This is a genomic window from Pseudomonas fungipugnans (assembly GCF_029955235.1).
Classification (GTDB): Bacteria; Pseudomonadota; Gammaproteobacteria; order Pseudomonadales; family Pseudomonadaceae; genus Aquipseudomonas; species Aquipseudomonas fungipugnans.
Map to the genome: position 1 here is coordinate 2,712,546 of NZ_JARBWL010000001.1, position 13,129 is coordinate 2,725,674.

General features: G+C 58.7%; 13 protein-coding genes. 5 read left to right on the forward strand and 8 right to left on the reverse strand.

Annotation, left to right across the window (positions count from 1 at the left end; all coding sequences use genetic code 11):
• Window positions 1–19: 19 nt before the first annotated feature.
• The 4 genes from pssA to POF45_RS11270 all read right to left on the reverse strand — a co-directional run bounded on the left by pssA (window position 20) and on the right by POF45_RS11270 (window position 4,305).
• On the reverse strand, window positions 20–877 hold the full coding sequence (gene pssA / locus POF45_RS11255; RefSeq protein WP_259496645.1) for a CDP-diacylglycerol--serine O-phosphatidyltransferase: 858 nt from the start codon (window positions 875–877) through the stop codon (window positions 20–22).
• Window positions 878–1,021: 144 nt separating this feature from the next.
• The gene (ilvC, locus tag POF45_RS11260) at window positions 1,022–2,038 is read right to left on the reverse strand and encodes a ketol-acid reductoisomerase (protein ID WP_007948647.1); all 1,017 of its coding nucleotides are present in this window, start codon (window positions 2,036–2,038) and stop codon (window positions 1,022–1,024) included.
• A gap of 48 nt (window positions 2,039–2,086) precedes the next feature.
• A complete protein-coding gene (gene ilvN / locus POF45_RS11265) occupies window positions 2,087–2,578 on the reverse strand; it encodes an acetolactate synthase small subunit (RefSeq protein WP_122719954.1) in 492 nt (163 codons plus the stop codon).
• Between the two features lie 2 nt (window positions 2,579–2,580).
• Complete coding sequence (locus POF45_RS11270) at window positions 2,581–4,305, reverse strand: acetolactate synthase 3 large subunit (RefSeq protein WP_259496648.1); 1,725 nt, start codon at window positions 4,303–4,305, stop codon at window positions 2,581–2,583.
• Between the two features lie 399 nt (window positions 4,306–4,704).
• Between POF45_RS11270 and POF45_RS11275 the strand changes: the two genes are divergently transcribed.
• Window positions 4,705–5,127 (forward strand): DUF4124 domain-containing protein, encoded by a 423-nt coding sequence (locus POF45_RS11275; protein ID WP_282315692.1) that lies wholly within the window; start codon window positions 4,705–4,707, stop codon window positions 5,125–5,127.
• Between the two features lie 18 nt (window positions 5,128–5,145).
• Here POF45_RS11275 and POF45_RS11280 read toward each other — a convergent pair whose 3' ends face one another.
• From POF45_RS11280 to mrcB, 3 genes are read right to left on the reverse strand one after another with little or no spacing between them, the layout of a single operon-like run.
• On the reverse strand, window positions 5,146–5,481 hold the full coding sequence (locus tag POF45_RS11280; protein ID WP_282315693.1) for a YqcC family protein: 336 nt from the start codon (window positions 5,479–5,481) through the stop codon (window positions 5,146–5,148).
• A complete protein-coding gene (locus tag POF45_RS11285) occupies window positions 5,481–6,233 on the reverse strand; it encodes a tetratricopeptide repeat protein (RefSeq protein WP_259496651.1) in 753 nt (250 codons plus the stop codon). The genes POF45_RS11280 and POF45_RS11285 overlap by 1 nt, the downstream gene beginning before the upstream one ends.
• Window positions 6,234–6,249: 16 nt before the next feature.
• Window positions 6,250–8,574 carry a penicillin-binding protein 1B gene (gene mrcB, locus POF45_RS11290; RefSeq protein WP_282315694.1) on the reverse strand — a complete coding sequence of 775 codons (2,325 nt, stop codon included), beginning with the start codon at window positions 8,572–8,574 and terminating at the stop codon, window positions 6,250–6,252.
• Between the two features lie 117 nt (window positions 8,575–8,691).
• Here mrcB and POF45_RS11295 point away from each other — a divergent pair, with 117 nt between their 5' ends.
• The 4 genes from POF45_RS11295 to POF45_RS11310 all read left to right on the forward strand — a co-directional run bounded on the left by POF45_RS11295 (window position 8,692) and on the right by POF45_RS11310 (window position 12,009).
• Window positions 8,692–10,248, forward strand: a complete 1,557-nt coding sequence (locus POF45_RS11295; RefSeq protein WP_259496654.1) for a bifunctional aminoglycoside phosphotransferase/ATP-binding protein — start codon at window positions 8,692–8,694, stop codon at window positions 10,246–10,248.
• A gap of 91 nt (window positions 10,249–10,339) precedes the next feature.
• Window positions 10,340–10,684 (forward strand): pentapeptide repeat-containing protein, encoded by a 345-nt coding sequence (locus POF45_RS11300; protein ID WP_259496660.1) that lies wholly within the window; start codon window positions 10,340–10,342, stop codon window positions 10,682–10,684.
• A gap of 236 nt (window positions 10,685–10,920) precedes the next feature.
• On the forward strand, window positions 10,921–11,193 hold the full coding sequence (locus POF45_RS11305) for a TfoX/Sxy family protein (protein ID WP_008020494.1): 273 nt from the start codon (window positions 10,921–10,923) through the stop codon (window positions 11,191–11,193).
• A gap of 15 nt (window positions 11,194–11,208) precedes the next feature.
• Window positions 11,209–12,009, forward strand: coding sequence for a Crp/Fnr family transcriptional regulator (locus tag POF45_RS11310; protein WP_259496662.1), 801 nt, complete (start codon window positions 11,209–11,211; stop codon window positions 12,007–12,009).
• 238 nt (window positions 12,010–12,247) lie between these two features.
• Here POF45_RS11310 and POF45_RS11315 read toward each other — a convergent pair whose 3' ends face one another.
• Window positions 12,248–13,126, reverse strand: a complete 879-nt coding sequence (locus tag POF45_RS11315) for a ChaN family lipoprotein (RefSeq protein ID WP_282315695.1) — start codon at window positions 13,124–13,126, stop codon at window positions 12,248–12,250.
• Window positions 13,127–13,129 lie beyond the last annotated feature (3 nt).

Here is a 13,129-nt window from a genome sequence, read left to right on the forward strand (position 1 = left end):
GAGTATGCGGGAACTTACGTCATTCGACGCTTTTGTGGCGACGAAGGTGCAGCAGGTACTGCACAGGACCGGATGCCGCGTAAGCAAGGAAAACCAGCAGCAGAATGCGTGGTGGATCGCTGAATACAACAGCAAACACCAAAACGACCGCAAGGATCGCAACAAAAGGAACGCGCCCCTTCAAGTCCAGCTCCTTGAAGCTGTTGTACTTGATGTTACTGACCATCAGCATACCGGCAGCCGCCACCATCAACGCCACTAGGAACGACATCTTCGAGCCCTGGATACCGTAATCGCTGAACGCCCAGACAATACCGGCGACTACACCCGCCGCAGCCGGGCTGGCCAGACCGATGAAGTAGCGCTTGTCCGCCGTGCCGACCTGGGTATTGAAACGTGCCAGGCGCAACGCAGCACCGGCCACATAGATGAAGGCGACCATCCAGCCGACTTTGCCCATGTCGCCCAAGGCCCAGCCGAATGCCAGCAACGCCGGCGCCACACCAAAGGCGACCATGTCCGACAGCGAGTCGTACTCGGCACCGAAAGCGCTTTGGGTATTGGTCATGCGCGCAACACGGCCATCCAGACCGTCGAGTACCATGGCGACGAAAATCGCAATCGCGGCAAATGCGAAATACTTGCTCGCATTGACCGAGTCGCCAGCGCTCAACGCGGCCTGGGCGCTCATCGAATTGATGATGGAGTAAAACCCTGCGAACAGGTTCGCAGTGGTGAACAGATTCGGCAGAAGATAGATACCACGATGCCGGACTTTACGACCTTCAGCGTCATGCCCTTCCTCGATATGTTCATCGATGGGCAGCAGACTTTCGGCGTCAGGAGCCTGGTTTGGCTCTTCGGGACGTTCGCTCATGGACATTACCTTGCAACTGGGTGGAAAGTTTCGACTAGTGTCTGGGACGACGGTTCGGCCACAAACGATGCAGCTTTATACCAGAACCAGCGATCCAAACGAAAAAACGCGGCCTAGGCCGCGTTTTTCGTACAAGTGTGCGACTTAGTTTTTGGCTTTGTCGACGATCTTGTTGGCACCGATCCACGGCATCATGGAGCGCAGTTGCTCGCCGATGATCTCGATGCCGTGAGCGGCGTTGTTACGACGCTTGGCGGTCATCGAAGGATAGCCGGTTGCACCTTCGCTGATGAACATCTTGGCGTATTCGCCGTCCTGAATACGTTTCAGGGCGTTGCGCATGGCCTGACGGGATTCGGCGTTGATCACTTCCGGACCGGTCACGTACTCGCCGTATTCAGCGTTGTTGGAGATCGAGTAGTTCATGTTGGCGATACCGCCTTCGTACATGAGGTCAACGATCAGTTTCAGCTCGTGCAGGCATTCAAAGTAGGCCATTTCCGGCGCGTAGCCAGCTTCAACCAGAGTTTCGAAACCGGCCTTGACCAATTCAACAGTACCGCCGCACAGAACAGCCTGTTCGCCGAACAGGTCGGTTTCAGTCTCGTCCTTGAAGGTGGTTTCGATGATGCCGGTACGACCGCCACCAACACCTGCGGCATAGGACAGTGCAACGTTTTTGGCGTTGCCCGAAGCGTCCTGGTAGATCGCGATCAGGTCAGGGATACCGCCGCCTTTGACGAATTCGGAACGCACGGTGTGGCCCGGTGCTTTCGGCGCGATCATGATCACGTCGAGGTCAGCGCGCGGCACAACCTGGTTGTAGTGAATCGCGAAACCGTGGGAGAAGGCCAGGGTGGCGCCTTTCTTGATGTTCGGCTCGATCTCGTTCTTGTACAGGGCGGACTGGAACTCGTCCGGGGTCAGGATCATGACCAGATCGGCGGCCGCAACGGCGGAAGCCACGTCCGTCACTTTCAGGCCGTGGGCTTCGGCTTTGGCAACAGTGGCCGAGCCTTTACGCAGACCAACGGTAACGTCAACGCCGGAGTCTTTCAGGTTGCACGCTTGAGCGTGGCCCTGGGAACCGTAACCGATGATGGCAACTTTCTTGCCCTGGATGATCGACAGGTCGCAGTCTTTTTCGTAATAAACTTTCATGAAATTCCCCTATATATCCAGGCCGTTCAGGCCATTCACTAATTTGGTTTAGATGCTGAGTACTTTGTCGCCGCGGGCGATGCCGGTTACGCCACTGCGGACGGTTTCCAGAATCGAGGCGGTGCCGATGGACTGAATGAAGCTGTCGAGCTTGTCGCTGGTACCGGTCAATTGAATGGTATAGACGCTAGCGCTGACATCGACGATCTGCCCACGGTAAATATCGGTAGTGCGCTTGATTTCGGCGCGCTGGGCGCCGGTGGCCTTGACCTTGACCAGCATCAGTTCGCGCTCGATGTGAGCACTTTCCGACAGGTCGACCAGTTTCACCACTTCAATCAGCTTGTTCAGGTTTTTGGTGATCTGCTCGATGACTTCATCGTGACCAACAGTGGTCAGCGTCAGACGCGACAAAGTCGGGTCTTCGGTTGGCGCCACCGTCAGGCTTTCGATGTTGTAGTTACGCTGAGAGAACAGGCCGACTACACGAGACAGAGCGCCCGGTTCGTTTTCCAGAAGCAAGGAAATAATGTGTCGCATGATTAAGTACGCTCCGTCTTGCTCAGCCACATATCGCGCATGGAGCCGTCTTTGATCTGCATCGGGTAGACGTGCTCGCTGGTGTCGACGGAAATGTCGAGCACCACCAGGCGATCCTTCATGGCGAACGCTTCCTCCATCTTCGACTTCAAGTCCTTCGAGTCAGTGATGCGCACGCCGACATGACCATAGGCTTCTGCCAGCTTGACGAAGTCAGGCAACGACTCCATGTAGGAATGCGAGTGACGGCTGCCGTAGCTCATGTCCTGCCACTGGCGAACCATACCCAGAACACCGTTGTTCAGGATGACGATTTTCACCGGCAAGCCATATTGCAGGCAGGTCGACAGTTCCTGGATGTTCATCTGGATGCTGCCTTCGCCGGTCACGCAGGCGACGTCGGCATCCGGGAAGCTCAACTTGATGCCCATGGCCGCCGGGAAACCGAAGCCCATGGTGCCCAGACCACCGGAGTTGATCCAGCGGTTCGGCTTGTTGAACTTGTAGTACTGCGCCGCGAACATCTGGTGCTGACCCACGTCGGAGGTCACAAAGGCGTCGCCCTTGGTCACTTCGCACAGGGTTTCGATCACGGTCTGCGGCTTGATGACACTGCCGTCGCCCTTGTCATAAGGGAACAGGCCACGATCACCGCGCCATTCGTCGACTTGCTTCCACCAGCTGGCCACGGACTCCTTGTTCGGGGTCTCGCCGATTTCCTTGAGGATCGCGACCATCTCGGTCAGGACACTTTCCACCGGACCAACGATGGGTACGTCGGCCTTGATGGTCTTGGAGATCGAAGCCGGGTCGATGTCGATGTGAATGATCTTGGCATTCGGGCAGAACTTCGCCGGGCCATTGATCACACGGTCATCGAAACGCGCACCGACGGCCAGGATCACATCGGCATGGTGCATCGCCAGGTTGGCGGTGTAGCTGCCATGCATGCCGAGCATGCCGATGAACTGACGGTCGGTGCCAGGGTAGGCGCCCAATCCCATCAGGGTATTGGTGACTGGCAGGTTGAGCATCTTGGCCAGTTCGGTCAGAGGCGCAGAGCCACCACCGAGAATCACGCCGCCGCCTGCGTACATCACTGGACGCTTGGCCGCCAGAAGCATTTCTGCCGCCTTGCGGATTTGCCCGGAGTGACCGCGAACGGCCGGGCTGTAGGAACGCAGCTTGGCTTTTTTCGGGAAGATGTATTCAAACTTCTCGGCCGGGTTGGTCATGTCTTTCGGAATGTCGACAACGACCGGACCCGGACGACCGGATTGCGCCAGGTAGAAGGCTTTCTTCATGACTTCCGGGATTTCCGAAGCGTGCTTGATCATGAAACTGTGTTTCACGATCGGCCGGGAGATACCGATCATGTCGGTTTCCTGGAACGCATCGGTGCCCACCATGGTGCTAGGCACCTGGCCGGAAATGATCACCATCGGAATGGAGTCCATGTAGGCCGTGGCAATACCGGTAATGGCGTTGGTTGCGCCCGGGCCCGAGGTCACCAGTACCACACCCGCTTTACCGGTGGCACGGGCGTAGCCGTCAGCCATATGGGTTGCAGCCTGCTCGTGGCGAACCAGGATGTGGGTCACTTCCGGTTCTTTGAACAGGGCATCGTAGACATGAAGAAGAGCACCACCGGGGTACCCGTAGATATATTTGACGCCTTCGTCACGCAAAAAGCGGACGAGCATCTCACCGCCAGATAAAAGCTCCACGTTGTTCACCTCTAAAACGCCAGAATACCGCCCACATAAACGGGGACGGGTCTTAATAGGTTTACTTCTCGGCAGAGCATGAGCGACGGTGGTCGCCGACTACGTCAGCACTGACTGAGCAAGTATTGGGATCGTCCCAGTGTTGCGGGCCTTTCCCACCCAGCGCGAGGTAACGCGTTGCGGGTGTAACAGGTCGGCGCGGATGTGCGCCTCATGATCTGCTGAGAGGGTCTGCTTCTGGCAGTCCCTGTACAGCGGACTTTGGATTCTTCTGTTTCGTCCCCTGCAAGTCAAGCCGTCAATGTGCTTTATTGAAGTAAGCGCATGAGAACGCAAGAAAAAACCTGTAAACCGCAAGTGTGTTAGCTTCAATTGCGCAACCCATGACAAGGAATCGCCATGCGCCTGCCCATCTTCACCGCCAGCCTGCTGATTGCCCTGAGCCCGTTATGCCTGGGCGCCCAGATCTACAAGTGGGTCGATGCCCAGGGAATCACCCATTTTGACGCCCAGCCGCCTCAGGGCCAGCAAACCACCACCGTGGTAATGCCCTCCCCGCCTGCCGGCAAACCGCCAGTGCCCGCGCGCAGCAACGCCATTGGCGATCAACAGGCCATCGATGACAAGGTGAAAAGTCAGGTTGCCGAGCAACAAGCCCAGCTCAAGACATTCTGCGAACAGGCACGAACCAACCTGGCTAAGCTACAGAACAATCCGCGATTGCGGGAGGATGTCGACGGTGAAATGCGCCGCCTGACCGACGAACAACGTCAGGAGCGCACCACCGAGGCACAGAAACAGATTGCCGATAACTGCCAGTAAACACTGGCCGTTACCGATTCAGCGGGAAGCAGCGATCAGCAGATCGAACTCTTTGAGCAAGACTTGCAGATACCGGTCCTTGCCCTGGACATTGCGGGCGGCGAAGACCATCTCGGCCATCTCCTGGATCCCCGACGCATTGGGCAATGGCAAATCCTGCTCGAGGATCACTTTCATCCGCGGCAGGAAAATCCACTGCAACCATTGCTCGAAGTCCAGGGTGTCGACCGAGAATGGCTCGACACTGGACAGCGCCTCGGGCGAAGGCGAGACATCGTCCCACCAGCCCTGAACACGCAATTCACGTTCGATCAGCAGCAACTGCTCGGCTATCTTTGAAAAACGTACATCCATCACAGCGAAACCTTGGCCTTCTGACGAGCCTGTGCTGCGCCAGAAGCATCACCCTGTTTCTCACGCGCCTGAGCGATCAATTCCCACAGGCTTGCCTGAAGATCCGGACGACCATTGGCGAAAGTCAGGCCACGACGAGCAAACTGCTCGGCTTGCGGTGCATCACCCTGGGCCATGCGCACCTGCGCCAGACGATAAAGCACTTGCGGCTCACGCGGCGCCACGCGCTGGGCACGCTCCAGGCTCGAAGACGCACCATTGAGATCGCCGCCTGCCTGCTGTTGCTGAGCGGTAGTCAGCAACGCCAGTACCGGACCGTCCAGCTGCTCGTCGGCGGACAGGCCGCCACCGGAGCTGGCCGACGGAATACCGCTTGGCGTCGACGGCATGCTGTAGCTGTTCTGATTGATCGGCGCCGACTGCAGCGGTCCACTATCAACCGGGCCCGGCGTGATCGGCCCCGAAGTAATCGGACCTGGAGTGATCGGTGAAGTGCTGATCGGCGCCGACGCGACCGCGCCACCACCCGGCACCATCACCACGACGCCGCTGTCACCCTGCGGTATCGCTTGAGCCTGGCCTTGCACCGGACGTTTCACCGTCGTCTTGCGGAAACCGCCGGTGGCCGAAATACGTTCGCTGTTGGACACGGCCGTACCGGAATCCACAACCGGAATCGAACCGCGCTGTACGGTAGAGCAGCCGCTGAGCAAAGCCACGGCAGTCACCGCTGGAATCAACCACTTGTTCACTTGAAACCCTCTTCGCTTAATTCATCCAGCCCTTGACCCAATCCATCACCGATTCGCCGGAAGCGGGGCCTTGGCCACCGCAAGCAGCGCCGGGAGGCGGTTCGCTGCCGCGAATATACGGCATCTGCACCGCGCCTGGGCAGTTGGCATCAGAGCCTTGCCCGGTACGCGAATCGACCCACGCCTGAACGATGTTGTCCGGCTGCGGCATATCCAGCGGCAGCGGATCGGCCTTGCGCATGAAACTGGTCCAGACCTGCAACGCACCGGTGGCACCGGTGAACGGGGTCTTGCCATTGTCATCGCGCCCCAGCCAGACCACCGCCAGCAAGTCCTGACTGAAGCCGGCGAACCAGCTGTCACGGGAATCGTTACTGGTGCCGGTCTTGCCGGCCAGCGTCAGGGTTTTCGGCAACACGTTGTAAACCGAACTGCCCGTACCTTCGCGCATGACTCGCTGCATCGCGCTCTGGATCAGGTAAATGGACGCCGGATCGAAACGCTGCTGAATCTGGAACGGATAACGCTTGAGCGGCTCGCCCTCGGCGGTCAGCACGCTGCGGATCCCGCGCATCGGCGTGTTGAAACCACCGTTGGCCAGGGTCTGGTACATGGTCGCCACTTCCATCGGCGTCATACCACCCGCCCCCAGAAGCATCGACGGGAAGGCCGGGAACTCGCGAGTCACACCCAGACGTCCCAGGGTCTTGAGGACATTGGGCACGCCCAGTTCCAGACCCAGGCGCGAGGTGGACAAGTTGTACGAGTGCGCCAGCCCCTGATACAGGAATACCGTGCCGTGGGAGCGGCGGTCGAAGTTCTGCGGCTTCCAGATCTGACCATCCGCACCTTTCACCGTGACGGGGTCGTCCGACAGCCAACTGGTCAGGGTGTACTTGCTGGGCTTCTCAAGCGCCGTCAGGTACACCGCCGGCTTGATCAACGAACCGACCGGCCGCACCGCATCCAGCGCCCGGTTGAACCCGGCGAAACTGGCCTGACGACTGCCGATCATGGCCTGCACTTCACCGGTCTCCGGATTGGTCACGACCATGGCCGCTTCGACGTCATCCGAGCCTTTGCGCCCAGCCAAGCGTTTAAAGGTGTCGTTGACCGACGCCTCCGCCTTCATCTGCAGAATCGGGTCGAAACTGGTGAAGATCCGCAGGCCTTCCTCGGTCAAGTCTTCGTCGCGATAGTCTTCACGCAACTGACGTTTGACCAGATCGATAAAGCCCGGGAACGAGCTGTCGGCCAGCTTGCCGCGAGTGGTTACACCCAGTGGCATTTTCTTCGCGGCTTCTACCTGTTCAGCCGTGGCAACGCCTTGTTGCTCAAGGACGTCGAGCACCAGATTACGTCGCTCAAGCGCCCGCTCCGGGTTGCGGCGCGGGTTGTAATAGGACGGCCCCTTGACCATGCCCACCAGCAAGGCGACCTGGTGCAGTTTCAATTCGGACAATGGCTGGCCGAAGAAGAACTGGCTGGCCAGGCCGAAACCGTGCACCGCACGCTGGCCATCCTGACCGACAAACACTTCATTGAGGTACGCCTCAAGAATGTCTCGTTTGTTGTAATGCAACTCAAGCAACATCGCCATCATGGCTTCGGTGAGCTTGCGGGTCAGGCTGCGTTCGTTGGTCAGGTAGAAGTTCTTGACCAACTGTTGTGTCAGCGTACTGCCGCCCTGGGTCATCTTGCCGCCAGAGGTGTTGACCCAGAGGGCTCGGACAATCGACTTCGGCGACACGCCCCAGTGACTGTAGAAATCCCGATCTTCCACGGCGACCAGGGTTTCCAGCAGGTACGGCGGCACCTGATCGAGCTTGATGAGGATGCGGTCTTCGAGATTTTTCGGGTAAATCCCGCCGATCAGCAAAGGCTCCAGTCGCACGACGGAAAGCTTCGAACCGTTGGTCGACGAAAGCTCAGCCACGTAGTCACCGGAGAACCGCACGCGCACAGGCTGCGGTTTTTCCAGGCCTTCATAGAACTGGAAGCCCCGAGTGTTCAAGTCGACGGTGTTGCCGCTGACTGCCGCAGCACCGGGACCATTGCTCACGCTTTCGCGACGATAGCCCAAGGCATCGAGTTCGGTGAGGAAGTCGTCCTTGCTCAGCTTCTGGCCGGTAAACAGTTCGAGTGGACGCGCGTAAACCTTGGCCGGGATGGTCCAGCGCTTGCCGGAGAACTTCTCCTGCACCACGGCGTCGAGGTAAACCGCAAAACCGGCGAGCACCACAAGGCCGACCAGGCTGAGTTTAAGGGCCCAGCCCAGCCACGGGCGCAGGCCCCTGGAAGGTGGTTTTTTGGGGGAACGGGAGGATCGGGTACGAGTCATGGCGGCGGATTATACGCACTTTATTCATACTCAACAGGAGGCCGCCGAGGTTTGCGTCGAGCGGACTTACAGCCATAATGACGTCCTTGAATTTTCCCAGACTATGAAGGATCGCCTGTGAGCCAGTCACTGATCGCTGCCCTGCAAAACCCTGCCCTCTACCCGCATCCTGTAGACGGGTTCCAGGTCATCGAGACCCATATTTCCTGGGTCCTGCTCACCGGTCCGTTTGCTTATAAAGTGAAGAAACCGGTGAACTTCGGTTTCCTCGACTTCACCAGCCTCGATGCCCGCGAGCATTTCTGCGGTGAAGAACTGCGCCTGAACCAGCGCCTGACCAGTGATTTGTACCTGGAAGTGTTGCCGATCACTGGCAGCGCCGAAGCCCCGCAACTGGGCGGCGAGGGCCCGGTGGTCGATTACGTGCTGAAAATGCGTCAGTTCCCGCAAAGCCAGTTGCTCAGCACCCTGCAAGCCAACGGCGAACTGACCACCACGCACATTGACGAGTTGGCCGAGCAAATCGCGCACTTCCACCTCAGCGCGCCAAAAGTGCCGGCCGAACACGCAGCCGGCACCCCGGACAGCGTGATGGCGCCCGTGCTGCAGAATTTCGAACAGATTCGTCCATTCCTCAGCGACAAGGCTGACCTGCTGCAACTCGACGCACTGCAAGCCTGGGCCGAAAGCAGCTTCGAACGCCTGAAACCGCTGTTCGCCGAACGCAAGACCAACGGCTTCATCCGCGAATGCCACGGTGACATTCACCTGGGTAACGCCACCGTGATCGATGGCAAGGTGGTGATTTTCGACTGCATCGAATTCAACGAACCGTTCCGCTTCACCGACGTCTGGGCCGACACCGGCTTCCTGGCGATGGACCTTGAAGACCGTGGCCTGAAGAGCCTGGCTCGCCGCTTCGTCAGCCAGTACCTGGAACTGACCGGCGACTATCAGGGCCTGGAACTGCTGAACTTCTATAAAGCCTACCGCGCCCTGGTACGTGCCAAGGTCAGCCTGTTCAGCATGTCTGCCGACGCCGACCCGGTGCAGCGCGCCACGACCCTGCGCCAGTACCGTAATTACGCCAACCTGGCAGAAAGCTACAGCACCATTCCTTCGCGCTTCATGGCGATTGCCCACGGCGTCTCCGCTGTCGGCAAGAGCCGCGTGGCCATGCGTCTGGTGGAAGCACTGGGCGCCATTCGCCTGCGTTCCGATGTCGAGCGCAAGCGCCTGTTCGGCGAGCAAACCGTACCGAACGACCCGCAGGCCGGCATCTACAGTGCCGACGCCAGTGCCGCGACCTACGTCCGCCTGCATGAAATCGCCAGCACGATTTTGCGCGCCGGTTTCCCGGTCGTCGTTGATGCCACCTACCTCAAGCGCGAACAGCGCGATGGCGCGGCAAAAATTGCCGAGGCCACCGGCGCACCGTTCCTGATCCTCGACTGCAATGCGCCTCAGGCCGTGATCGAAAGCTGGCTGGCGCTGCGCCAGGCCGATAAAAAAGATCCGTCCGACGCCAACCTGGCCGTTATTGCCGCCCAGCAAGCCAGCCGTGAAGCACTGACGCCAGCCGAGATTCTCTGCAGCAAACGCGTCCAGACCAACGAAAGCGGGACCCTCGACACCGTGGTGGCGCAGATTCGCCAACGCCTGCCGGGCCTGTAAGAAACTATTTCAGTCGTGAAGCCCTCGCCGGCTTCACGACTGTCAAATAGTGGCACTATACTGGCGTCATAAAACCAACAGGTGATCTGACATGAGCCAGCCGAAACTCCTCGACACACCTCTTTATGCCTTGCTTCATAAAGACGACATCACAGGTTTCAACAAGGAACGCCCGGCCGACGGCCCTGTCGACATGGTCGATGGTGATTTCCGCGGTCTTGACCTGCGTGAGCTGAACGCCGACGGCGTTGACTTCACCAACGCCTACTTCCGTTCAGCCGACTTGCGCGGCATCGACTTTCGCAACGCTTCGCTGGAAGGCGCCAGCCTGGCCCATGCGCAGATCTCCGGTGCCTACTTCCCGCCAGAACTGAGTGCTGACGAAATTCTGATGTCGATGAATTTCGGCACACGCCTGCGTTATCGCACCCGCTAACACCCGCGCAATATCCCTGACACAACGCAGCCGCCCCCCCGGACCAAGCTCGCTCCCACAGGGGGGACTGCGTCGTCCATTCTTTACTGCACTCGCAGGCCTTTCGTACAACGCCACGACCAATCTCTTAGAAGCTTTTGCGTCGAAACCGACCAAACAATCACGCTTTTCCTACTGATGGCTACACTGGCTGTGAGGCTTGCCCACGCACCGTTCGGCTGTCGCAAGGAGGCTTGATGAATGATGAACTGCAACACCTGAAGAATCTTGGCAAGACGTCGGCGCAATGGCTGCATGCCGTGGGCATCCATAGCGCCTCGGACTTGCGTCGCCTGGGGGCGGTCGATGCTTATCGTGCCGTGCGTACCCGCGGGTTCCGAGCATCGAAGGTGTTGCTGTACGCGATCGAAGGCGCGCTGATGGATGTGCACTGGAATGACATCCCCGCCGAACGCAAGGAAGCACTGAACCGACAACTTGAAGCCATCTCGTCACGCCACAAGAATTGAACAGGCGCCGCAGCCATGTACCTACTCGGGGAACAGCCGGCTTACGCCGACACACTGATCAACCGCTTGCAGAATCTTCCCGCCCGCCTGTTGCAGGGGTTGGCGCCCAGCGGCCCGAACCTGGAATATCCGGCAGTCGACGACCTGGCGTCGGTATTACCCGGTAATCAGCTGTATTTACTGGAGAACGGCCTGTTACATGGCTGTATCGATGAGCGCGCCCTGTTCTATTTGCATGAGGGCGATCTGGTCGGTCTGCGCCAAGGCATTGAGTTGCCGCTTTGCCGGTTGCGCAGCGACGGCCCTCTGTCCTTGACTCCCTACTTGCGGTCCGCCGTGTTTGCACATATCTACGCCGACCCGGAGCGCTCGGAGTTGTTTCTGCAATACCTGGTGGGCCAGAGCGCCCTGCTGTCCGATGCGGTCGCGCGCCTGAAACAACCGGAATTTCGCAGCACCAACGGTTTTCAACGTGTGGCCAGCGGCGAGGTGCTGATCCAGCAAGGTGATGAAGCGGACCACGTATTTGTCATCATCGCAGGCCACGCCGAGGCGTTTGTCGACGGGCACAAGGTCGGCGATGTACCCAAGGATGAGATTTTCGGCGCCATGGCGGTGTTTACCGGCGAAAAGCGTAACGCCAGTGTGATTGCCAGTGAAGCCAGTACGGTAATGCTGATTCCCAAGGATCAGTTTCTGAGCCTGACTCAGAGCAATCCGAAGATCGCTCACAGCCTGATTGCGAGCATGGCACGTCGCATCGACCTGCTGAACAAGCAGATCACGCAGCTGAACTCACTCAAAAACACGCCTTGAAACCCAATGATTACGCGGCCTTTCAGCTAATCGACAGGAAATCCCAAGGAATCTCAAAAACAGCTGTTGACTTGGTAATGAGAATCGCTATGATTATCACAACTGGTCGAGAGACTGGTCGATATTCTGAAAAGCCCTTGGTTCGGACTCTCAGATTATCTCCTCATCAGGCTAATCACGGTTATTTGACCCGGCTCTTGGCCGGGTCTTTTTTTGCCTGTCAAAAAGCACTTCGGGGCTATGGTTTGCCGAACTGTTTACGCATTTGCTCGCAGTAATCCGGGGCCGGCGTTGCCGGGGTGTACCAAACGTAATCAGCCATGGCTGACGTGATATCGCTGCCCTGCTGGGCCAGCATCAGCACGGTTGGGGCTTGTGGCTCACCCAGATCCAGTACGTGAATCGGTACGCCAATATCCTTGCGGGCATGGAAGGCACCTGCGAACAGCATCGAAGGTGTCGGCGCCGCCAACAGTCGCTCGGCCATTCGTCGGTCCCGTTGCTGCTGCACCGCGAGCATGGCCGGCATTTGCGAAGTGGGTAGCAGCCCGCAATGGGATTCACTGATTTGCGCCAGCAACTCATCCTTGACCGACTGGGCGTTGACCCGCGCACCGCTCAAGGTCGGCGGCTGAGCGTAAAAGCTGCGCACTTGGGCATTGGTCAGATTAGCCGCCAATAACGGGTAAGGCTGCTCCAGGGCAAAGCGCACAATCGGCCCGTACAGATTCCAGTCCCAACCTGATTGCCAGGCCAACGCACTCGGCACGTCATTGGGTGGTGTCGAGGCCTGGTGAACGTCATCGACCCGCAGTTGCTGGTCCGGCGTGAGCATTTCCAGCAACAGGCTACCTTGCGCTCGCCGTGCCCCAAGTGCCTGCAACAGCCACAGTTGCAGCTCATGATGATCGCGATTGTCATGCTGCTCGCCAACGATGATGCGCGATGACGCGGCCAGCCGTGCGACCAGTTGCTGCGCCGTCAGTAACTGACCACTGCGCAGATCGACAATCTCGCCCTTGATCGGTGGCGGTGTCGGTGTCGGTGTCGGTGTCGGTGTCGCAACATGCTGGCAGGCACTGAGCACCAGCGCTGCCAGCAACATCATCCATCGCATGTT

Excerpts from the sequence above, each read along its gene's own strand:
- pssA (WP_259496645.1), bottom strand. The coding sequence starts at position 877 with ATGAGCGAACGTCCCGAAGAGCCAAACCAGGCTCCTGACGCCGAAAGT.
- ilvC (WP_007948647.1), bottom strand. The coding sequence starts at position 2,038 with ATGAAAGTTTATTACGAAAAAGACTGCGACCTGTCGATCATCCAGGGC.
- ilvN (WP_122719954.1), bottom strand. The coding sequence starts at position 2,578 with ATGCGACACATTATTTCCTTGCTTCTGGAAAACGAACCGGGCGCTCTG.
- POF45_RS11275 (WP_282315692.1), top strand. The coding sequence starts at position 4,705 with ATGCGCCTGCCCATCTTCACCGCCAGCCTGCTGATTGCCCTGAGCCCG.
- POF45_RS11280 (WP_282315693.1), bottom strand. The coding sequence starts at position 5,481 with ATGGATGTACGTTTTTCAAAGATAGCCGAGCAGTTGCTGCTGATCGAA.
- mrcB (WP_282315694.1), bottom strand. The coding sequence starts at position 8,574 with ATGACTCGTACCCGATCCTCCCGTTCCCCCAAAAAACCACCTTCCAGG.
- POF45_RS11300 (WP_259496660.1), top strand. The coding sequence starts at position 10,340 with ATGAGCCAGCCGAAACTCCTCGACACACCTCTTTATGCCTTGCTTCAT.
- POF45_RS11305 (WP_008020494.1), top strand. The coding sequence starts at position 10,921 with ATGAATGATGAACTGCAACACCTGAAGAATCTTGGCAAGACGTCGGCG.
- POF45_RS11310 (WP_259496662.1), top strand. The coding sequence starts at position 11,209 with ATGTACCTACTCGGGGAACAGCCGGCTTACGCCGACACACTGATCAAC.
- POF45_RS11315 (WP_282315695.1), bottom strand. The coding sequence starts at position 13,126 with ATGCGATGGATGATGTTGCTGGCAGCGCTGGTGCTCAGTGCCTGCCAG.